Source organism: Streptomyces sp. SP17BM10, from assembly GCF_036322405.1.
GTDB lineage: Bacteria > Actinomycetota > Actinomycetes > Streptomycetales > Streptomycetaceae > Kitasatospora.
Genome location: NZ_JAQYXB010000642.1, coordinates 55,604 through 75,142 on the forward strand (window position 1 = coordinate 55,604; position 19,539 = coordinate 75,142).

General features: G+C 74.5%; 19 protein-coding genes and 1 tRNA gene. 9 read left to right on the forward strand and 11 right to left on the reverse strand.

The window, feature by feature from the left end; all coding sequences use genetic code 11:
- Positions 1 to 226 precede the first annotated feature (226 nt).
- The 3 genes from PUR71_RS28275 to PUR71_RS28285 form a co-directional block, all read right to left on the reverse strand.
- Positions 227 to 754 carry a methylated-DNA--[protein]-cysteine S-methyltransferase gene (locus PUR71_RS28275; protein WP_329929973.1) on the reverse strand — a complete coding sequence of 176 codons (528 nt, stop codon included), beginning with the start codon at positions 752 to 754 and terminating at the stop codon, positions 227 to 229.
- Between the two features lie 138 nt (positions 755 to 892).
- Entirely contained in the window at positions 893 to 1,126 is a 234-nt protein-coding gene (locus PUR71_RS28280; protein ID WP_329929974.1) for a hypothetical protein, read from the reverse strand.
- Between the two features lie 197 nt (positions 1,127 to 1,323).
- A complete protein-coding gene (locus PUR71_RS28285) occupies positions 1,324 to 2,544 on the reverse strand; it encodes an MFS transporter (RefSeq protein WP_329929975.1) in 1,221 nt (406 codons plus the stop codon).
- A 264-nt stretch (positions 2,545 to 2,808) separates the two neighbouring features.
- Here PUR71_RS28285 and PUR71_RS28290 point away from each other — a divergent pair, with 264 nt between their 5' ends.
- Positions 2,809 to 3,600: a hypothetical protein gene (locus PUR71_RS28290; RefSeq protein ID WP_329929976.1), complete on the forward strand. Its 792-nt coding sequence runs from the start codon at positions 2,809 to 2,811 to the stop codon at positions 3,598 to 3,600.
- Here PUR71_RS28290 and PUR71_RS28295 read toward each other — a convergent pair.
- The 3 genes from PUR71_RS28295 to PUR71_RS28305 all read right to left on the reverse strand — a co-directional run bounded on the left by PUR71_RS28295 (position 3,536) and on the right by PUR71_RS28305 (position 6,471).
- A complete protein-coding gene (locus PUR71_RS28295; RefSeq protein ID WP_329929977.1) occupies positions 3,536 to 4,432 on the reverse strand; it encodes a serine/threonine-protein kinase in 897 nt (298 codons plus the stop codon). The genes PUR71_RS28290 and PUR71_RS28295 overlap by 65 nt on opposite strands.
- Positions 4,429 to 6,270 carry an ABC transporter ATP-binding protein gene (locus PUR71_RS28300; RefSeq protein ID WP_329929978.1) on the reverse strand — a complete coding sequence of 614 codons (1,842 nt, stop codon included), beginning with the start codon at positions 6,268 to 6,270 and terminating at the stop codon, positions 4,429 to 4,431. Before PUR71_RS28300 ends, PUR71_RS28295 begins: the two co-directional genes overlap by 4 nt.
- A gap of 69 nt (positions 6,271 to 6,339) precedes the next feature.
- Entirely contained in the window at positions 6,340 to 6,471 is a 132-nt protein-coding gene (locus PUR71_RS28305) for a hypothetical protein (protein ID WP_329929979.1), read from the reverse strand.
- A 445-nt stretch (positions 6,472 to 6,916) separates the two neighbouring features.
- Between PUR71_RS28305 and PUR71_RS28310 the strand changes: the two genes are divergently transcribed.
- From PUR71_RS28310 to PUR71_RS28330, 5 genes are all read left to right on the forward strand, one after another.
- Positions 6,917 to 7,408, forward strand: a complete 492-nt coding sequence (locus tag PUR71_RS28310) for a hypothetical protein (protein WP_329929980.1) — start codon at positions 6,917 to 6,919, stop codon at positions 7,406 to 7,408.
- A gap of 208 nt (positions 7,409 to 7,616) precedes the next feature.
- The gene (locus PUR71_RS28315; RefSeq protein WP_329929981.1) at positions 7,617 to 8,270 is read left to right on the forward strand and encodes a class F sortase; all 654 of its coding nucleotides are present in this window, start codon (positions 7,617 to 7,619) and stop codon (positions 8,268 to 8,270) included.
- Positions 8,271 to 8,392: 122 nt separating this feature from the next.
- Positions 8,393 to 9,250 carry a hypothetical protein gene (locus PUR71_RS28320; RefSeq protein ID WP_329929982.1) on the forward strand — a complete coding sequence of 286 codons (858 nt, stop codon included), beginning with the start codon at positions 8,393 to 8,395 and terminating at the stop codon, positions 9,248 to 9,250.
- A 26-nt stretch (positions 9,251 to 9,276) separates the two neighbouring features.
- Positions 9,277 to 10,071, forward strand: a complete 795-nt coding sequence (locus tag PUR71_RS28325; protein WP_329929983.1) for a response regulator transcription factor — start codon at positions 9,277 to 9,279, stop codon at positions 10,069 to 10,071.
- Positions 10,068 to 11,270: a sensor histidine kinase gene (locus PUR71_RS28330; RefSeq protein ID WP_329929984.1), complete on the forward strand. Its 1,203-nt coding sequence runs from the start codon at positions 10,068 to 10,070 to the stop codon at positions 11,268 to 11,270. Before PUR71_RS28325 ends, PUR71_RS28330 begins: the two co-directional genes overlap by 4 nt.
- A gap of 82 nt (positions 11,271 to 11,352) precedes the next feature.
- On the opposite strand, the gene PUR71_RS28335 is transcribed toward PUR71_RS28330, so the two are convergent.
- A tRNA-Thr gene (locus PUR71_RS28335) sits at positions 11,353 to 11,426 on the reverse strand.
- A 282-nt stretch (positions 11,427 to 11,708) separates the two neighbouring features.
- Between PUR71_RS28335 and PUR71_RS28340 the strand changes: the two genes are divergently transcribed.
- From PUR71_RS28340 to PUR71_RS28350, 3 genes are all read left to right on the forward strand, one after another.
- On the forward strand, positions 11,709 to 12,800 hold the full coding sequence (locus PUR71_RS28340) for an ABC transporter ATP-binding protein (RefSeq protein WP_329929985.1): 1,092 nt from the start codon (positions 11,709 to 11,711) through the stop codon (positions 12,798 to 12,800).
- Positions 12,801 to 12,970: 170 nt separating this feature from the next.
- A complete protein-coding gene (locus PUR71_RS28345) occupies positions 12,971 to 13,417 on the forward strand; it encodes a hypothetical protein (protein WP_329929986.1) in 447 nt (148 codons plus the stop codon).
- Positions 13,418 to 13,546: 129 nt separating this feature from the next.
- The gene (locus PUR71_RS28350) at positions 13,547 to 14,314 is read left to right on the forward strand and encodes a nucleotidyltransferase family protein (RefSeq protein WP_329930207.1); all 768 of its coding nucleotides are present in this window, start codon (positions 13,547 to 13,549) and stop codon (positions 14,312 to 14,314) included.
- A 130-nt stretch (positions 14,315 to 14,444) separates the two neighbouring features.
- On the opposite strand, the gene PUR71_RS28355 is transcribed toward PUR71_RS28350, so the two are convergent.
- From PUR71_RS28355 to PUR71_RS28370, 4 genes are all read right to left on the reverse strand, one after another.
- The gene (locus PUR71_RS28355) at positions 14,445 to 16,127 is read right to left on the reverse strand and encodes a DoxX family membrane protein (protein ID WP_329929987.1); all 1,683 of its coding nucleotides are present in this window, start codon (positions 16,125 to 16,127) and stop codon (positions 14,445 to 14,447) included.
- Positions 16,128 to 16,375: 248 nt separating this feature from the next.
- The gene (gene rlmB, locus PUR71_RS28360) at positions 16,376 to 17,368 is read right to left on the reverse strand and encodes a 23S rRNA (guanosine(2251)-2'-O)-methyltransferase RlmB (protein ID WP_329929988.1); all 993 of its coding nucleotides are present in this window, start codon (positions 17,366 to 17,368) and stop codon (positions 16,376 to 16,378) included.
- A 135-nt stretch (positions 17,369 to 17,503) separates the two neighbouring features.
- Complete coding sequence (cysS, locus tag PUR71_RS28365) at positions 17,504 to 18,898, reverse strand: cysteine--tRNA ligase (protein ID WP_329929989.1); 1,395 nt, start codon at positions 18,896 to 18,898, stop codon at positions 17,504 to 17,506.
- 111 nt (positions 18,899 to 19,009) lie between these two features.
- A complete protein-coding gene (locus PUR71_RS28370; protein WP_329929990.1) occupies positions 19,010 to 19,405 on the reverse strand; it encodes a PPOX class F420-dependent oxidoreductase in 396 nt (131 codons plus the stop codon).
- Between the last annotated feature and the right edge of the window lie 134 nt (positions 19,406 to 19,539).

Below are 19,539 nucleotides of genomic sequence, written 5' to 3' on the forward strand. Positions count from 1 at the left end.
AACCGATGAAGTGTCGCCTTGCATATTCATGGTGCAACTTCATGGTGGGCCCGAACGGAGGCACGCCGCAATCACTCATTCGAGTGGTTCGGAATAACCGAACAAATAGTACGACTAGATCACTTGATCGATATATGTTCGATTGGCTAATCGAACTCGTCGGAATGCCGGATGCCATCCTCCCGCATCCGGCGCGGGCGGATCCAGCACTCGGGAGGTTCCGGCACTACAGCGGGCCGTTCCAGTCGAGGGTCGGTTCCAGCACGCCCTCCAGGGTCAGCAGCCAGCGCTTCACGTCGATTCCCACCCGGCCGCCGCCGAAGCCCCCGATGCCGTCCGCCGCCACCACCCGGTGGCACGGCACGAGCAGCGCGACGGGGTTGGCGGCCATCATCTGCCCCACCGTCCGGGCCGCCAGGCCCGGCTCGGTCACGTCCTCGAACACCCCGCTGAGCGCGGCCAGTTCGCCGTAGGTGATGGTCCGCCCGTAGGGCACCTCGCGCCACAGCGTCCGCAGCACCTCCCGGTGCGGGCCGCTGCTCAGGCTCCAGTCGATCGGCAGGCCCAACTCCCGGCTGCGGCCCGCCAGGTAGGCGCCGATCCGGTCGGTGACGGCGGCGATCTTCGCGTCGTCGGTGCAGGCCGGCACCTCGCCGTCGCGACCGCCGTAACCGGCCGCCGCCACGCCCAGCGGCGTCACCGCGACGTGCATCGGGCCGCTCGGCAGCGGCGTCGGCACGGTCAACCAGGACATCTGCGGCACGCTCGGGCCCCCACCCTCACCCTCCGGCGGACCGGCCGCCGGCCACCCCGGCACCCGGGAGGCGCGCGGCACCCGCCCGCCCCGCGCGCCATCGTACGGCGGGGTAGGTGTCGGCGCCGGTGCGTCGGGCTAGAGCCGGCCCTTCAGCTGCGCCGCGAGCGCGCGGGACCAGTGCGACAGCTCGGCGCGGTCCGCCGCGCGGCCCTCGCACAGGACGGTCAGCTGCGCGTCGTTGATCCGGTTCGGGCCCGGGATCTCCAGCAGGTAGGCCAGTTCCTCCAGCACGGTGGCGAGCCGTGCGGCGTCCGAGTGGTCGAGGGCCACCGCGGCCTCGTGGTGGCTGATGGTGAGCGAACCGGGCATGTCCAGCCTCCTCCGTCGTCCCCCCCGCACCCTCCACCGTACGACCGGCCCGGCGGGCCCGCCCGGGGGGCGGGGGCAGCCGGGCGGCTCCGACCGGGACGGGGAGGCGGCCCCGCCCGCCGCTGGGTCGGACGGGCGGGCGGGGCGGTGGCGCTCCGGGGCCGGGCGTCCGCCCGGGGGTGCGCCCCGGGGCGGGTTCAGGTGGGCTCCTCGTCGCCCTCCCAGGGGCGGCGGCGCACGGCGGGTACGGCCAGCACCGCTGCTGCGGCGCCGAGTTGCCAGAAGGCACCGACCGCCAGGACGGTCCCGGTCCCGAGCCGCTCCGCCAGCGGTCCCGCCGCCGCCAGGCCCACCGGGCCCAGGACGAAGGCGCCCAGCGCACCGAAGGACGTCACCCGGCCCAGCGCCTCCGGCGGCACCCAGCGCTGCACCGTCGTGCCGTACAGCGTGCCGCAGACCGCCGAGCCGACGCCCGCGGCCAGCGCCCCGGCCACCACCCACGCCAGCGCCGCGCCGGCCGCCAGCGCCGCCGGGGGCAGCGCCCAGCCCAGCGTCGCCACGGTGGCCACCGCCAGCGGCCGGGCCGGGCGGCGGCCCAGCACCAGCAGGCCGCCCAGCACCGCCCCGGCGCCGTACACGGCCATCACCGTGCCCCAGGCACGCGCACCGCCGAGCTCCCGCTGCGCCGTGAGCGGCCCGAGCACCAGGAACGGCGCCCACGCCAGCAGGTTGAACAGCCCCATGTGCGCGGTGGTGATCCACAGCCACGGGCGGGAGGCGAACTCCGCCCAGCCCGCACGGAGGTCCGCGAGGAGCGACTCGCGGCCGCCGTCCGACACCGCACCCGGCAGGCGCAGCCGGTACAGCGCGAGCGCGCCGATCCCGTACGTCGCGGCGTCGGCCGCCAGCACCACGGCCGGCCCCCACGCCGCGGTGATCACGCCGGCCAGTGCGGGGCCCAACACCGTCGCGACCGAACGGGCCATCCCCAGCAGCGTGTTGGCGTCGCCGATGAGTTCCTCGCGGCGCACCAGGCCGGGCACCAGCGCGCCCAGCGCCGGCATGAACAGGCCCTCGCCGATCCCCCACACGGCGACGAGGGCCACCATCACCCAAAGTGGCGCCCGTCCCGTCGCCAGCAGCACGGCGAACAGCGCCTGGACGACCCCGCGGAGCCCGTCCGAGGCGAGCATGACGCGGCGGCTGCCGAGCCGGTCCGCGACCACCCCGCCGGCGAGCAGGACCAGCACCACCGGCAGGATCCGGGCGGCCATCACCCAGCCCAGGTCGGCGCCACCCGTGCTCCTGCCGCCGCCGTCGAGCACCGCGAAGGCCACCGCCACCGGTGCCATCGCGGAGCCGAGGAGGGACGTCGCGTAGCCCGTGAAGAACCACCGGAAGTCGTGCTCGCCCAGCACGGCGAGACGGTCTCCCGGGCGCCGTCGACGGGCCGGGATCCGTTCTGTTTCCACTGCCATGGGCGGCAAGTCTGCCCCCGCGCCGAGCAGCCGTTCAAGGGTTCCGGCGGGAAAAGTTGAGTCTTTTCGCATCAATTTCCGCGAGACGGCCAAGTACCGCAGTAAATGGCCCCGAACATGTCGATCCACCTGCTGTTTACTGCGATTCATGGATACGATCGAAGCATCCTGACGTCACTCATTTACTGCGATAAAGGACCACTGATGGCAGAGCTCCCCCCGGTCGAGTACGCCGTCGCCGTCGAGCGCTACCTCGCCGCCTCCGGGCTCACCGAGGGATCCCGGCGGGTGTACCGGATCGGGCTCGACACCTGGGCCTGGGCCCTGGCCGGCCGCCCCGCCCCCACCGGCCCGGGGCGGCGCCGCGCCCGGCCGCCCGTCCTCCCGCTCGCGCTTCTCGACCACCCGGACGCCGCCGCCCGCCTCGGCGCCGCCGTCACCCGCCGAGCCGCGGCCACCGACGCGCGCACGCTCAACCGCGAGCTGTCCACCCTGCGCGCGGCCGTGGCCTGGTGGCGCGCCCGGGGCTGGATCGCCCAGGACCCGACCGCCGACCTGTGCGCCCACCCGGCCCCCGCACCCGCCGCCGGCCCGCTGACCCCGGACGAGCTGCGCACTCTGTTCGCGCTCCGGGCACCGCTGCGCGAACAGACGCTGTGGCACCTGCTGCACGAGTCCGGCGCCGCGATCGAAACCGTCCTCGCCCTGAACACCGACGACCTCGACCTCCCCGCCCGCCGCACCCGCCCGGGACACCCGGCGGTGCGGTGGCAGGCCGGCACCGCCCGCCTGCTCCCCCTCCTCGTCGCCGGCCGCGCCGCCGGACCGCTCTTCCTCACCGACCGCCGGGCCCCCGCCGGCACCGCCCCCACGGACCGCTGCCCCCACACGGGCCGGGGACGGCTGTCGTACCGGCGGGCCGCGGAGCTGTTCACGGCGCACGCGCAGCGGCTGGGCACGGACTGGACACTGCGTCGCCTGCGTTCGGCGCGCTGACGTCACCCTCGTCCGGCAGCACCGCGCGGCGGCCCTGGGGGAGCAACTCATCCAGACGGGCGGCCAGTTCGAGCACGCTCGGGCGGGATTCCGGGACGGTGCGGAGGCAGGCGTCGATGGCGGCGGCCAGGGGACGCGGGAGTCGGCGGTGGCGGGAGACCGGCGGTGCCGGACCGTCCGGGTCCGGGCCGTCGTAGGGGACGTCGCCGGTGGCGGCCTCGTAGAGGGTGATGCCGATGCCCCAGACGTCGGCGGCCGCGGTGAGCCGGCCGCCGCGGGCCTGTTCGGGGGCGAGGTAGCCGTCGGTGCCGAGGCCGGGTGCGGCCGGCCCGGGCGGGCGGGCGACGCTGAGGTCGAGCACCTTGGCGCGGCGGCAGTCGATCACGATGTTGGAGGGCTTGAGGTCGAGGTGCAGCAGGCCGCGGCCGTGCAGGTAGTGGACGGCCGAGCACAGGTGGAGCCCGAGCAGCGCCACGTCGGTGGCGGCCGGGCGGCGGGGGCGGGCGTCCAGGACGTGGGCGAGCGTCTCCCCGGTGAGCGTCTCCAGGACGGCGTACGGCTGCGGGCGCTCGCCCGTGCCGTAGCCGCGGACGAGGTGCGGGTGCGTGAACTCGGCCAGCCAACGGCCCTCTTGGAGCAGGCGGGCGCGCAGCCGGCGCTCGTGGCGGCGGTCCGGGCGGACCACCTTCACGACACAGCGGCAGTCGCGCTCCTCGCTCCAGGCGTCGTAGAGGTCGAGCCAGCCGGTGCGGCAGAGGTGGGCCAGGGCCTGGTACCCGGAGGCGATGAAGGTGCCCGCGGGGAGCGGCGGTTGGACGGCGTACCGGCTCAACGCGGCACCTCCTCGGCCAGGTCGGAGCGGTGCAGCCCGTCGAGGCGGGCGTACCCGTCGTCGCGGGCCAGCAGTTCCCGGTGCGTGCCGGTGTCCGCGACGCAGCCCTCGCGGAGCAGCACGATCCGGTCGGCGTGCCGGACGGCGGGCAGGTCGTGCGAGACGACGATCGTCGTCCGGCCCCGCATGAGCCGCCCGAGCGGGGCCAGGATCCGCCGCGCGGACTCCGCGTCCAGCCCCGTCGTCGGCTCGTCGAGGATCAGCACGGGCGCGTCGCGGACCATCGCGCGGGCGATCGCCAGCCGCCGGCACTGCCCGCCGGACAGCAGCCGCCCGTTGCGGCCGACCACCGTGTCGTAGCCGTCCGGGAGCCGGCTGACGAACTCGTGGGCGTCGGCGGCCCGCGCGGCGGCCACGATCTCGGCGTCCGTGGCGCCCGGCCGCCCGTACGCGATGTTCTCGCGCACGGTGCCGTGGACGACCAGGGTCTCCTGCAGCAGGACGGCGATGTGCTCGCGCAGGTCGGCGACCGCCAGTTCGCGCAGGTCGATCCCGTCCAGGCGGACGGCTCCGCGCTCGGGGTCGTAGAAGCGCAGCAGCAGCTTGGCGGCGGTCGACTTGCCCGCGCCGCTCGGGCCGACCAGCGCGACCGTCTCCCCCGGCTCGGCCCGGAACGACACGTCGAACAGCGCCACCCGCGTCGAGCCCGGGTAGCGGAACCACACCCTGTCGAAAGCCACCGCCCCGCGCACCCGGGCGGGGCGCAGCGGCACCGGCGGATCGCTCACCTGCGGTCGTTCGTCGAGGAGTTCGAGGATCCGCTCGGCGGCGGCGGAGGCCGAGTAGAAGCCGTTACTGAGCCGGGAGATCCCCCGGACAGGACCGTAGAGACGGCTCAACAGGGCTACGAAAACAAGGAGTTCGCCCAGAGTCAGGCGTCCGCGCGCAAGCTCCCAGGCCCCCAGCCCGAGGACGATCAGCGCGCCCGCCAGCTCCAGGACGTCCACGATCGGCGCGAACAGCGCCCGCAGACGGGTGGCCTCCATCGTCGCCCGCAGCCGCGCCAGGTTCTCCCGCCGGAACCGCTCCTGCTCCCAGCCCTGGCGGTTGCAGGCCTGGACGAGCGCGATGTTGCCGAGCGACTCCTCGCTGAGCGCGCTCACCGAGCCGCTGCGCCGCCGCCGCTCGCGCGAGGCGGCCTTCACCCGGACGGAGAAGTGCCGCGCGGTGTACCAGAACAGCGGCACCACGACGAGCGAGACCAGCGCGAGGTCCCACCGCAGGTAGAACAACACCCCCAGGAAGACCGCGAGTTCGGCGACGTACGCGACCGCGTCGACGACACCCGAGAGCAGGAACGTCTCGACCGCCTCGACGTCGCCGGTCAGCCGCGCCAGCACGTCGCCCAGCCGCCGCCGCTCGAAGAAGCCGAGCGACAGGCCCTGAAGGTGGCGGAACACGTCCGCCCGCAGACCCAGCAGGAAGCGCTCGCCGACCCACGTCGAGGTCATCTCGTCGGCGAAGCCCAGCGCCCCCGCCACGACCGTCAGCCCCGCGTAGGCCAGCGCGACCGGCAGGAAGAGGTCTAGCCGGTGCGGGACGAGGACGTCATCGACGACGACCTTGAACAGCCAGATCGCGGCCGCGTCCACCACCGGCCCGGCCAGGACGAGGACCAGCAGCAGGGCCAGCCAGCGCCGCCCGCCCCTGGTGTAGGGCCACAGCCGCCCGAAGGTCCGCCGCAGCGGCAGGGCCGGGGCCGGCTCGACGACCGGATCCACCCGGACGTCGTCGCCGTCACCCGCGTCGGCGGCCGTCGGCCGCAGCGGTGACCACACGGTACGAGTCCAGTCCGTGAGACGTGGCCGGGCCGCCGGGGGCCCGGCCCTGACAGGACGGCGGGGCCGTCAGTGCCGCGACTTCGATCCGCGGCGACGACGACGGCGGCCCGTCTTGGTCTCCCTGGTTTCCTTGCCGGTCTTGCGGTCGTGCTTGCCGCCGTGCCGCATCGCCGGGACCAGGTTGGCAAGCATGCTCATCGCTGCCACCTTTCTCTCTGGTCCCCCCGTCGTCAGGGGGTACGCAGGGGCGGGCTGGTTGGTTCAAGGCGGGGGGAGGTTTCCTTCTGCGTGACGGCAGTTGGGTGGGATCCGGGGGAGTCGGGTGGGATCCGAGGGCTATGGACTGTTACCCGGCCTTCGTCACAGGGCCCCGGGGAGCTCGTTACGAAGGCCGTCGGAGGCGTTACGAACGCCGTCCGGGACGTTACGAAGCCGATGGACCGCCGTGACGCGACCGGCCGGGGACCGCGACACGGGCTCCCTAACGTCTCCGTCGACGCACCGGCCGCAAGGGCCGGAACACGTCGAGGACGGACGCCGACGACCGACGTCGATGACAGCCGCTGGTGCAGCCGCCGGGGGCAGACGTCAGTGCCGACCATCGACGACGAGCGTCGACGATGCCGACGAAGGAGAGCACCCCATGAGCAGGAACCGTACCGATCGTGCCCCGGGCCACCGCGTCCTGGCCGTCTGCGCCATGACCGGGGCCGCGCTGCTGACCGCCCTGACCGGCGGGCAGGCGTGGGCCGACGGGGCCCCCGCCGCGGCCGCGCCCACGGCCACCCCGAGCGCCGTCCCGACCGCCACCCCGGCCGCCCCGGCCGTCCCGACCGCCACGCCGACCGCCGCCTCCGGCTCAGTCGTGGTGCCGAAGGGCACCGTGCCCGCCCCGGCCCGGCCGACCGCCGCCGACGCGGCCAAGACCCCCACCGCCGCGCCCACGCCGGCCGGTCCCCAGGACGCCAAGCCGCAGGTCCGCGAGGTCCCGAAGGGCGCCGCCCAGGCCGGGGACGGGTCCACCGCCACCGACGGCAACGGCCTGACCCTGGCCGCCGGCGGTGCCGTCGCGGCCGTCGGTGCCGGGGCGCTGGGCTTCGCCCTCCTGCGTCGCCGCTCCGGTGCGCGCGGCTGACACCGGCCCCGAGCCCGCCGGGCACCCCGGCACCGCCGCCCCGCCTGGCCAGGTGCGGGGCTGCGGCGCCGGGGTGGCCCCGGCCGCTCACGGGGCACCGGCCGGCCGGCGGCGCGCGGCCGGCCGGGGACGGGGATCCGTACCGAAGCACGGGCAGGGACACGGGCACGGACGGCGGAGGCGGCGCGGGCCACGGCGCCGGCCCGGCATGGTGCGCCGAGCCGTCGTGGGGGCGGTCGGGCTGCTGTGCCTGGTGCTCGGCGCGTCGGTGGCGCTCAGGTCCCAGGAGACGCCGGTCGTACGGATCGAGTCCTCGGCACACGGCAGCGCGACGGACGGTCCGTCTTCCGGGCCCGCCGCGTCCACCCCTGGCGCCACCGGCGCCACCACCGCGCCCGCCACGCCGAAGGCCCTCCCCGCCTCGGAGCCGACCCGCCTGCTCATCCCGTCCGCCGGCGTCGACGCCCCGGTGGCCGGCCTCGGCCTGAACGCCGACGGGACGGTCCAGGTGCCGACGGCCGACCGGGCCCAGGAGGTCGGCTGGTACCGCAACGGGCCGACCCCGGGCGAGACCGGCCCCGCCGTCCTCATCGGGCACTACGACACCGTCCACGGCCCGGCCGTCTTCCGGCGCGTGCCGCAGCTGCGGCCGGGCGACCTCATCCAGGTGCGGCGCGCGGACGGCACCACCGCGGACTTCAAGGTCCGCTCGCTGCTCCAGGCCGCCAAGGACCGCTTCCCGACCGAGGCCGTCTACGGCAACACCCAGGCCCCGGTTCTCAGGCTCATCACGTGCGGGGGCAGTATCGGTCCGGACGGCCACTGGACCGACAACATCGTCGTCCTGGCCGACCTGGCCTGAAGCGGCCCCGGTCGGCCGTGCGGGAACCACCGGCCGCCCCGGGCACGACCTACTCGAACACACCGGCTCCGTCCCCGCGCGGTGTCCCCCACGCCCAGGCATCCCAGGAGGCGAGCACCGACGTGGCAGCAGCATCCCCGACCCGCCGCCGGCGCGCCGCCGCGCCGGCGGCCGCCCTCGCGGCCGTGGCCGTCCTCGGCGCGCTGGCCGCGGCCCTGGTCGTGGGCCGGGCCGACCCCGGCGGCCTGAAGGACCAGGGCCCGTCGCAGCCGGTGACGCCGTCGCCGCGGGCGCAGCCGCTCTGGCCCGGCCTGAACACCCCGTCCCCGCCGTCCACCGCCGCCACCGAGACCGCCTCCGCGTCCCAGGCGCCGCCGCAGCCCGTCCCCGACCTGATCGTCCCCGGGCGGGACATCACCGCGGTCGACGTCCGCGCCGTCCTCACCAAGGACCCCGACGTGAACGCGGAGGAGCGGCCGGCCCTCGGCTCGTGCACCGGCTGTGCGGTCCGCAGCCCCGAGTTCCGCGACCTCACCGGCGACGGGAAGCCCGAACTGATCACCGCCGTGGCCGTCCCCCAGCAGGTCGTGCTGCACGTCTACGCCCTGGTCGACGACCGGCTCGTGCCGATCCTGCGGGTCAAGCTGCTGCCGCTGTTCAGCGCCGAGACCATCGGCACCGACCTCTGGCTGCACGAGCAGACCTCTGCCACCGTCCAGACCACCACCCACTACCGGTGGGACGGCGTCCGCCTCGCCAGGCTGGAGCAGAAGTTCGAGGGCACCGGCCGGCTGCCCGGCCCGGCCGACGCGCCGGATCCGGTGACGTCCGTCGTGCCCCCGGGCGGCCGCGCCCCCGGTCCGTCCCGCCCGGTCCCCCAGCCGGCCGCGCCGACCGCGACCCCGACGGCCCTGCCCTCCCCGCTCGCCCCCAGGACCGCCGCCCGGCCGACGCCCGCCCTCCCGGGAGTGCAGCCGTGAACCCCGACCCCCTAGCCTCACCACCCATGAGCACCGCCGAGACGCCCGCGCAGCCCCGCATCCTGATCGTCGAGGACGACGAGGTGATCCGCGAGGCCACCCGGATGGCCCTGGAACGCTACGGCTTCCCCGTCTTCACGGCCGCCGACGGCCTGGAGGGGCTGGAGACGTTCCACGCCGTGCGGCCCGACCTCGTGCTGCTGGACGTCATGCTGCCGCTCCTCGACGGCGTCGGGCTGTGCCGGCGGATCCGCGAGGAGAGCCAGCTGCCGATCCTGATGATGTCGGCGCGCACCGACCCGGTGGACGTCGTCTCCGGGCTCGAGGCCGGGGCGGACGACTACGTGGTCAAGCCGTTCGAGAGCGCCGTGCTGGTCGCCCGGATCCGTACGGTGCTGCGGCGGATGCGCGTCGTCCCGGCCCCGGCCGAGGACGGCCTCCCCGCCGCCCCCGTGCCGCCCCCTTCCCCCTCCCCGGCCGTGGTGGTCTCCCCGCCTGCGGTGGGCTCCCCCGCAGCGGCCGTCTCCTCCACCCTGCGCAGCTTCGACGGCATGCAGGTGGACACCGACAGCATGGAGGTCCGGGTGGACGGCCGCCTCGTCCCGCTCACCCCCACCGAACTGCGGCTGCTGCTGGAGTTCACCGCCGCGCCCGGCGTCGTGCTGGAGCGCTCCACCCTGCTCGAACGCGTCTGGGACTACGAGTGGGGCGCCGACACCCGCGTGGTCGACGTCCACGTGCAGCGGCTGCGCGCCAAGATCGGCGCCGGCCGGATCGAGACCGTCCGCGGGTTCGGCTACAAACTGCGGCGGCCGGCATGACGCTGCGCCGTCAGATCGCCACCGCCGTCGCCACGATCTCGGTCCTGGTCGCGGTGGCCGTCGGCCTGCTGGTCCACCAGGCGATGATCCGCCAGCACGTCGACCAGGCCCGCGCCACCGCCCTCACCGCCCTCGACTCCTCGCTCGCCGCGTACGCGCGCAACGGCGACGTCGCCGGCCGCGGCGCCGCCCTGAACGACCCGGCGCTGCCGACCCGCCTGCATGCGCTCGCCGCCGACGGCCGGCAGGGCACGCTGCTGGCGCCGGGACCGGACGGCGAGACCATGTGGGCGGCCGGACCGGTGCAGAACGCCGTGCTCTCCGTCCGGATCGACTTCACCCAGGACCGGCGGGCGATCGCCGACCTCGACCGGATCATCCTGCTCACCGTCGTCGCGGCCGTCTTCACCACCGTCCTGGCCGGCGTGCTCGTCGCGGACCGGATCAGCCGCCGCCTGCGCACCGCGGCCACCGCCGCCCGGGGCATCGCCGCCGGCCGGACGGACACCCCGATCGGCGAACTCGTCGACGGGCGGGACGAGGTGGCCGACCTCGCGGCGGCCGTCGACCAGATGTCCCGCTCGCTGCACCGGCGGCTCGCGGACGAGCAACGCTTCACCGCGGACGTCGCCCACGAACTGCGCACCCCGCTGACCGGCCTGGTCACAGCCGCCGAACTGCTGCCACCGGGCCGGCCCACCCAGCTCGTCCAGAACCGGGTCCAGGCGCTGCGCGCCCTCGTCGAGGACCTCCTGGAGGTCTCCCGCCTCGACGCCGACGTCGAGACCCCGGACCTCTGCGCCGTCCCCCTGGAACGGGCGGTGCGCCGCACCGTCACGCTCACCGGCCTGGACGTGGACGTCACGGTCACCGCCGACGCCGAGGTGCGCACCGACCTGCGCCGGCTGGACCGCATCCTCGGAAACCTCGTCGTCAACGCCCACCGCCACGGCGCCGCCCCGGTCGAACTCCACGTCGACGGCCACCGCATCACCGTCCGCGACCACGGCCCCGGCTACCCCGACGACCTCCTCGACGACGGCCCGCAGCGCTTCCGCACCAACGCCCCCGAACGCGGCCGCGGCCACGGCCTCGGCCTCACCATCGCCACCGGCCACACCCGCGTCATCGGCGCCACCCTGACCTTCGCCAACCACCCCACCGGCGGCGCCCAAGCCACCCTCACCCTCCCCGCCTGACCGACCCGCACCGACAACCGACGAAGGGCCAGTTCCCCCGGAACCCCCGGCGGAACTGGCCCTTCTGCCATGTCTGACGCTGAGCCCCCTGTCGGGTTCGAACCGACGACCCCCGCTTTACAAGAGCGGTGCTCTGGCCAGCTGAGCTAAGGAGGCACGGTGGCCGTCCGCGATGGATCACGGCGGCACCGGGGGCAGTCTACCGGGCGCGGGTGGCGGGGTGGGGGGATATCCGGGGGTTGGCGGCCGGGGCGGGCGTGATGGAAACGATGCGGAAATCGGACCGGAGGGGGCTGACAAGCGGCGGAGGCGCAGGTAGCGTCGCCGGGAGCCGGTTCGTGTGGTGGTCCAGACCACTGGGCGGGGCGGCGAGACGAACGACACCCCCCTTTACTCGGATCGTCCGGCACGTTCCTGCCGGTGAAGGAGAGCTCAACCATGGCTTCTGTCACGTACGACCAGGCGACCCGCGTCTACCCGGGGGCGGACAAGCCCTCCGTGGACGCGCTGGACCTGGAGATCGCGGACGGCGAGTTCCTCGTGCTGGTCGGCCCCTCGGGCTGCGGCAAGTCGACCAGCCTGCGCATGCTGGCCGGTCTGGAGGACGTCAACAGCGGCGCCATCCGGATCGGCGACCGGGACGTCACCCACCTGCCGCCCAAGGACCGGGACATCGCGATGGTGTTCCAGAACTACGCGCTCTACCCGCACATGACCGTCGCGGAGAACATGGGCTTCGCGCTCAAGATCGCCGGCGTCAACAAGGCCGAGATCCGCACCAAGGTCGAGGAGGCCGCGAAGATCCTCGACCTCACCGAGTACCTGGACCGCAAGCCGAAGGCGCTGTCCGGCGGTCAGCGCCAGCGCGTCGCGATGGGCCGGGCGATCGTGCGCCAGCCGCAGGTCTTCCTGATGGACGAGCCGCTGTCGAACCTGGACGCCAAGCTCCGCGTCTCGACCCGCACCCAGATCGCCGGCCTGCAGCGCCGCCTGGGCATCACCACGGTGTACGTGACCCACGACCAGACCGAGGCGCTCACCATGGGCGACCGCGTCGCGGTGCTGAAGGGCGGCGTGCTCCAGCAGGTCGACACCCCGCGCACCATGTACGACAAGCCCGCCAACCTCTTCGTGGCCGGCTTCATCGGCTCGCCGGCCATGAACCTGGTCGAGGTGCCGCTGGTGGACGGCGGCGTGAAGTTCGGCGGCTCGGTGGTCAACATCTCCCGCGACGACCTGTCCGGCGCCGGCCTCGACAAGACCGTGACCGTCGGCATCCGCCCGGAGCACTTCGAGATCGTCCCGGCCGGCGGCATCGAGGGCGTCGCGGTGACGGTCAACGTGGTCGAGGAGCTCGGCTCGGACGGCTTCGTCTACGGCACCACCAAGATCGGCGGCGAGGACAAGGACATCGTGGTCCGCGTGCACGGCCGGCAGATCCCGGCCCGCGGCGAGACGATCCACGTCGTCCCGATCGCCGACGAGACCCACGTGTTCTCCACCAGCACGGGTGCCCGCCTCAGCAGCTGAGCGACCCGCACGACCAGCACGACACGAGCCCGTCGGACCGTTCCCCGGTCCGGCGGGCTCCGTCCGTACACCCCCGCGTCAACACGGTGACGGGACGAACCCGGACACGTCGTCACTCGATGGTGTAACGGAGGGCGATCCGGAGCGCACCCACCGCTAATCTCCTGAACGTGAAGCAGCTTTTGCGCCGTATCGGCCAGACCGTCGCCCTCACCCTGCCCGTCGTCCTGGTGACCACCGGCACCCTCGCCGTGACCCGCGTCCCGTGGGCCCCGCCGACCGGGCTAGACCAGCAGGTCGTCGCGGCGTCCAGCGGCGACGGCGCGGGCATCGGACGGACCGCGAGCGCGACCGGCAAGACGCCGGACGGGCTGGCGCCGCAGGACGCGCTGCGCGTCGCGATGCTGGACGAGCTGCGCGAGCACAGCCCGGCCGCCGCGCTGGACCTGCTCGAGCGCTCGATGCGCGAGCAGCCCGCCCTGACGCCGTACTGCACCTCGCTCGCCACCGAGCTGGGCCGGGCGACGGTGAAGAAGTACCAGGGTGACGTCCAGCGGGCCCGCTCGTTCGCCCGCCCGGTCTGCGACGGCTCGTTCGCGGCGGGCATCACCGGCTGACGCCCGAGCACCCGCCACCGCCACCGCCGGCAACCGCAACCGCAACCGCAACCGCAGCGGGGCTCCAACCTCCGTCCGCGCGCCTATTGTTCAGGCATGAGCGCTGATTCCGGCCCCGCCGCCGCCCCCATGCCCCAGCAGGCCCAGCAGGTCCAGCCGCCGCGGCCGACCACGACGCCCGTCACGCAGGCCGTCATCCTGGCCGGCGGCCAGGGCTCCCGGCTGCGGCCCTACACGGACGACCGCCCGAAGCCGCTGGTCGAGATCCCGGGCACGGGCACGCCGATCCTCGGCCACCAGCTGGCCTGGCTCGCCTCCGAGGGCGTCACGGACGTCGTCGTGTCCTGCGGGCACCTGGCCGACGTCCTGCAGGAGTGGCTGGACAAGGCGGACCTGCCGCTGCGCGTGCGCACGGTCGTCGAGGCGGAGCCGCTCGGGCGCGGCGGCGGACTCAAGTACGCGGCCAGGGCGCTGCCCCGCCCGGACGAGCCCTGGTACGCCACCAACGGCGACATCTGGACCCGCTTCAGCCTGCGCGACATGGCCGCCTTCCACCACGAGCGGGACGCCGTCGCGACCCTCGCCCTGGCCCGGCCACGGATCCCGTGGGGCGCGGTGGAGACCGACCAGTTCGGCAACGTGCTGGACTTCATCGAGGCGCCGCCGTCGCCGTTCCTCATCAACGCCGGCTTGTACGTCTTCAGCCCGGAGTTCACCGAGCTGCTGCCGGACGTGGGCGACCACGAGCGCACCACGTTCCCCCAACTCGCCCGCAGCAAGCGGCTCGCGGGCTACCAGCTGCCGCAGGGCGTCTACTGGCGCGCGATCGACACCGCGAAGGACCTCACGGAGGCCGCCAAGGAGCTCGCCGCCGGCGCGGGCCGCGCTCCCCGGTAACCCTGCCGCCCACGCGAAAAGGACGGTCGGCCGGGTGCTCCCCCACGGAGCACCCGGCCGACCGCCGTCCCCACCCGGATCGACCCCGGCCGGGCCCGACCGGGTCCACCCCGGACCGGGCCCGACCCGGTCAGGTCGCCGTCGGCGTCCCCGGCCGGCTGGAGTGGCCGCCGCCCGACAGGTCGGCCAGCGGACCGCTGCCGAGCACGCCGCCCAGCAGCCCGGAGCCCGAACCCGAGCCGTTGGGGCTCGGCTTGGATCCCGTGCCCGAACCGGCCGGGGCCGGGGTGGAGCGCTGGGCGGGCGTCCCGCCGCCCGGCTGCGCGGCCGACGTGGGGGCCGACGCCGCGGCCGAACTCTGGCCGCCCTCGGCCTTGGTGGAGTGCTTGGCGCTCGGCGTCGGGGTGGCCGGGTGCGAGGCCGCGGGCGAGGACGCCGGGGCGGTCGGGCTGGCCGTCGGGGTCGCCGGGCGGGACCCGGCCGGTGCGGGCTGCGTGGACGCGCCCTGGCCACCCGCGGCGCCCGACGGGGAGCCGCTCGGCCAGACCGGCGTGCCGTAGTCGCCGGTCGGCCGGCCCGGAGCCTGGTGCGCCGGCCGGGCGCTGGTGCGCACCGCCGCGCCGAGCATCGAGCCGAGCAGCAGGGTCAGGCCGACGACGACCGTGGTGACCACGGCGCCCCGCCGCAGCACCCGGCGGCGCAACGCCCCGGGCGCGCCCGAGCCGTACCGCCGCCAGGCCTCCAGGTTGAGCCGCCCGTCCAGCGAGGCGAACGGCGCCCCGGCGATCAGCAGCGGGCTCCACGCGGCCAGGAAGATCAGGTCGGGGGTGTCGTACACCGGGACGGCCCGCCAGCTGACCGTGAACAGCAGCGCCGCGGAGAGCAGCATCGCCGCGCCGGCCGCGAGCCGCTGCCACAGGCCGAGGACGGTCAGCACGCCGACCACGATCTCGGTGAACGACACCACCAGGCCGGAGCCGACGGGGTGCGCCATGGCGAAGGCGAGCAGCGGCTCGGCCACCTTCCACGGGTGCAGCGAGGCCAGCCAGCGCATCATCGAGCCGCGCTCGCCGCCGTCGAAGTACACCGGGTCGCAGAGCTTGCTGAACCCGGCGTAGACGGACAGCGAGCCGAGGACGGCGCGCAGCGGCAGGAGCACCAGGCCGAGGTCGACCCGCCGGCCGGGGTACCAGGGCTGCTTGCCCTCGGCGTCGGCGGCGCAGACCTCGGGCAGCTCGCCGCTCGGGGTCCAGCCCTGCGGCGCGCCGATCGGGCCGACGCCCGCGTCCGTCGCGGTGCCGGCGCCCTCGCGCGGCTGCCGCGGGACGGTCCGGGCGCCCGCGAGGCCCGGGATCACCTGGGTGTCGTCCTCGGCCAGGCCGACGCCGCCCGGGGAGCCGCTGAGCCGCACGGCCTCCAGGAGCCGGGTGGCCGCGAGGTCACCGGGGGGCGCCTGGCCGGTCCAGGTGACGGCGGTGACCCGGCCCTTTCGGCGCGGCGCCCCGCCCCCGGCGGCCCCCGCCATCGCCGGGACGGCGGAGGCGGGCACGACCACCTGCGGGGTGACCAGCGGACGGCGGATCAGGCCCTGGGTCGCGTAGGGGTCGCCGAACGCGGCGCCGGTGGAGAGCAGTCCGGCGGGGGCGTCGATCAGCGGGGCCACGGGGGCGCCGAGCCGGAGCCGGAAGCTGGCCTGGGTGCTGCTGAGGCGGGCCGGGTCCGACTCCACCTTGACGGTGTTGAGGCCCGGGTCCGCGTCTATCCCGGTACTGCCGCCGCCGAACAGGGGCCGCCGTTGTGTTCTGGTGTCCACGCCCCGTCTAACCGGGTGACGGCCGCTTAGGACACTCTCCCGGGTGGATGTCCGGCGCACACTTGAAGTGATCATGAGAAAAGCGATCGGACCCGGTCGGGCCCGATCGCTTCTCACCCGGTTTGCGGAGGATTCGGAAGATCCCCTGCGCGCCGGTCACGTCCTGTGCTGGGGACTCACCCCGGCACCACACCACCGCGGAACCGCAGAACCGCACCGCCGCGGAACCGCGGAACCGCGGCGGAACCTCAGCGCTTGGCGCGCAGCCGCGCGGCCTCGTACAGCACGATGCCCGCCGCGACGCCGGCGTTCAGCGACTCCGTCAGGCCCGACATCGGGATCCGCACCCGGATGTCACAGGTCTCCGAGACCAGCCGGGACAGGCCCTTGCCCTCGCTGCCCGCGACGACCACGACCGGGCCGGTGAGCACGTCCAGGTCGCCCAGCTCGGCCTCGCCGTCGGCGGCCAGGCCGACGACCATCAGGCCGGCCTTCTGGTAGGCCTCCAGGGTGCGGGTCAGGTTGGTGGCGCGGGCGACGGGCAGCCGGGCCGCGGCGCCCGAGGAGGTCTTCCAGGCACCGGCGGTCATGCCGGCCGCGCGGCGCTCGGGGATGACCACGCCGTGGGCGCCGAAGGCGGCGGCGGAGCGGACGACGGCGCCGAGGTTGCGCGAGTCGGTGACGCCGTCCAGCGCGATGATCAGCGCGTCCTGGCCGGCGTCGGCGGCGTCGACCAGGAGGTCGTCGGGGTGCGCGTACTCGTACGGCGGCACCTGGAGCACGAGGCCCTGGTGGTTCATCCCGCCGGTCATCTGGTCCAGCTGCGGGCGCGGGGCCTCCATCAGCGGGATGCCGCGGTCGTTGGCGGCCTGGAAGGCGTCGCGGACGCGGTCGTCGGTGTCGATGAACTGCTGGACGTACAGCGCGTTGGCCGGCACGTCGCCCTGCAGGGCCTCGACCACCGAGTTGCGGCCGAAGACCAGCTCGGCGCTGCCCGCGCCACCGCGGCCGCCGCGACCGGCGCCGCCGGCCCGGCGCATGCCGGCGCGGGCCTTGGCGTCGCGCTCGCGCTTGACCGCGGCGTTGGCGGCGCGCTGCTTGGGGTGGCCCTTGCGCGCCTCGGCGGGCGGGGTCGGGCCCTTGCCCTCGAGCGCCCTCCGGCTGTGCCCGCCGGTACCGACAGACGCGCCCTTCTTCGATCCGGGGTTGCGGCGGTTCCTGCGCTGGCTGTTGCCGGCCATGGCTGTACTTCCTGTCTGTCCGGCATGCCCGGCCGCCCCGTTCTGTCCGGCGGCGGCCGACGGCATGCGCTACGTCATGCGGGAGGGCCGCACCGGTCCGGCACGGCCCACCCTCACCCCGATCGTCAGATGGGGTTACTGGTTGTTGATCGTCCAGCGCGGGCCGGACGGGGTGTCCTCGATCGCCAGTCCGGCCAGGCCGAGCTGGTCGCGGATGGCGTCCGCGGTGGCGTAGTCCTTGCGCTCGCGCGCGGCCTGCCGCTGGTCCAGGACCAGGCGGACCAGCGAGTCCACCACGCCGTGGAGGTCCTCGCCGCGCTCCGTCCCGGCCCACTGCGGGTCGAGCGGGTCGAGGCCCAGCACTCCGAGCATCGCACGGACCTCGGCCAGACGCGCCACCGCGTTCTCCTTGTCGTCCGCGTTCAGGGCGCTGTTGCCCTGGCGGACGGCGGTGTGCACGACGGCGAGGGCCTGCGGCACGCCCAGGTCGTCGTCCATCGCCTCGGCGAAGGCCGGCGGCACCTCGGGCGCCGCGTCGACGTTCCCGAAGCGCTCGACGGTGCGCTGGACGAAGCCCTCGATCCGGGCGAACCCGGCCTCGGCCTCGCGCAGCGACTCCTCGCTGTACTCGATCATCGAGCGGTAGTGCGGTGCGCCCAGGTAGTAGCGCAGCACGATCGGCCGCCAGCGCCGGACCATCTCGGAGACCAGCACCGAGTTGCCGAGCGACTTGCTCATCTTCTCGCCGGCCATGGTGACCCAGGCGTTGTGGACCCAGAAGTTGGCGAAGTCGTCGCCGTAGGCCTTGGACTGGGCGATCTCGTTCTCGTGGTGCGGGAAGATCAGGTCCAGCCCGCCGCCGTGGACGTCGAAGGCGGAGCCCAGGTACTTGTGGGCCATCGCCGAGCACTCCAGGTGCCAGCCCGGGCGGCCGCGGCCCCACGGGGTCTCCCAGCTCGGCTCGCCCGGCTTGGCGGCCTTCCACATCGCGAAGTCGCGCGGGTCCCGCTTGCCGGTCTCGCCCTCCCCCTCGGGCTGACGCAGGTCGGCCAGCTTCTGGTTGGACAGGGCGAGGTAGTCCGGGTACGAGCGCACGTCGAAGTAGACGTTGCCGTCGGCCGCGTAGGCGTGGCCCTTCGCGATGAGGCCCTGCATCATCTCGATCATCTCGGGGATGTGCCCGGTGGCCCGCGGCTCGACGGTCGGCGGCAGGCAGCCGAGGGCCGCGTAGCCGTCGTTGAAGGCGCGCTCGTTCTCGTAGGCGATCTGCCACCACGGGGTGCCGAGCTGGCGCTCCTTGGCGATCACCTTGTCGTCGATGTCGGTGACGTTCCGGGCGAACGTCACCTGGTAGCCGCGGTAGGCGAACCACCGCTGCATGATGTCGAAGTTGAGCCCGGACCGGATGTGCCCGATGTGTGGCGCCGACTGGACGGTAGCGCCGCACAGGTAGATCGAGACACAGCCCGGTACAAGCGGGACGAAGTCGCGTACCTGGCGGGTGCTGGTGTCGTACAGGCGAATGCTCACAGCGTCAAGCGTAGTGGGCACGAGGGGGTGCCCCGCCACATTCCCGGTCACATTCCCGGTGAACGGCGGGCCGACGGACCCCGCGGACGGGCCGGCGGCCCCGGAGGAGGGTCAGATGTTGCCGACCACCTTGCGCGGGCTGAGCCGCACGACCACCCGGACGTCGTCCGGCCCGTCGAAGTTGTAGACCTCCTCGCCGCGGTACTTGTGCGCGAGCTCGTCGATCAGCTCGCGGCCGCCCTCGGTGGTCATCGTGACCGAGCCGCGCACCTCGAAGTACTCGTACGGGCTCTGCGGCGGGTTGACCAGGAGCGTGATGCGCGGGTCCTTGAGGAGGTTCAGGTGCTTGCGGCGCCCCTCGACGGTGGAGAACAGGACGTCCTCGCCGTCGCGCTTGACCCAGACCACGGAGGACTGCGGGCTGCCGTCCGGCTGGATGGTGGAGACCACGGCGAAGCTCTTGGCGTCGATCAGGGCCTTGGCACGGTCGGAGAGTTGCGAAGCCATCGGGAACCTCTTCTCGTCGGCGACTGGTACGGGCCCGGCGCGCGGCGCGCCGCGGCCTGCGCGGGCCCGCACCGCACACTATCGACTCGGGCCCCCGCGAAGCCTGTTGAACACTCGTCAGCCCCGGGTGATTC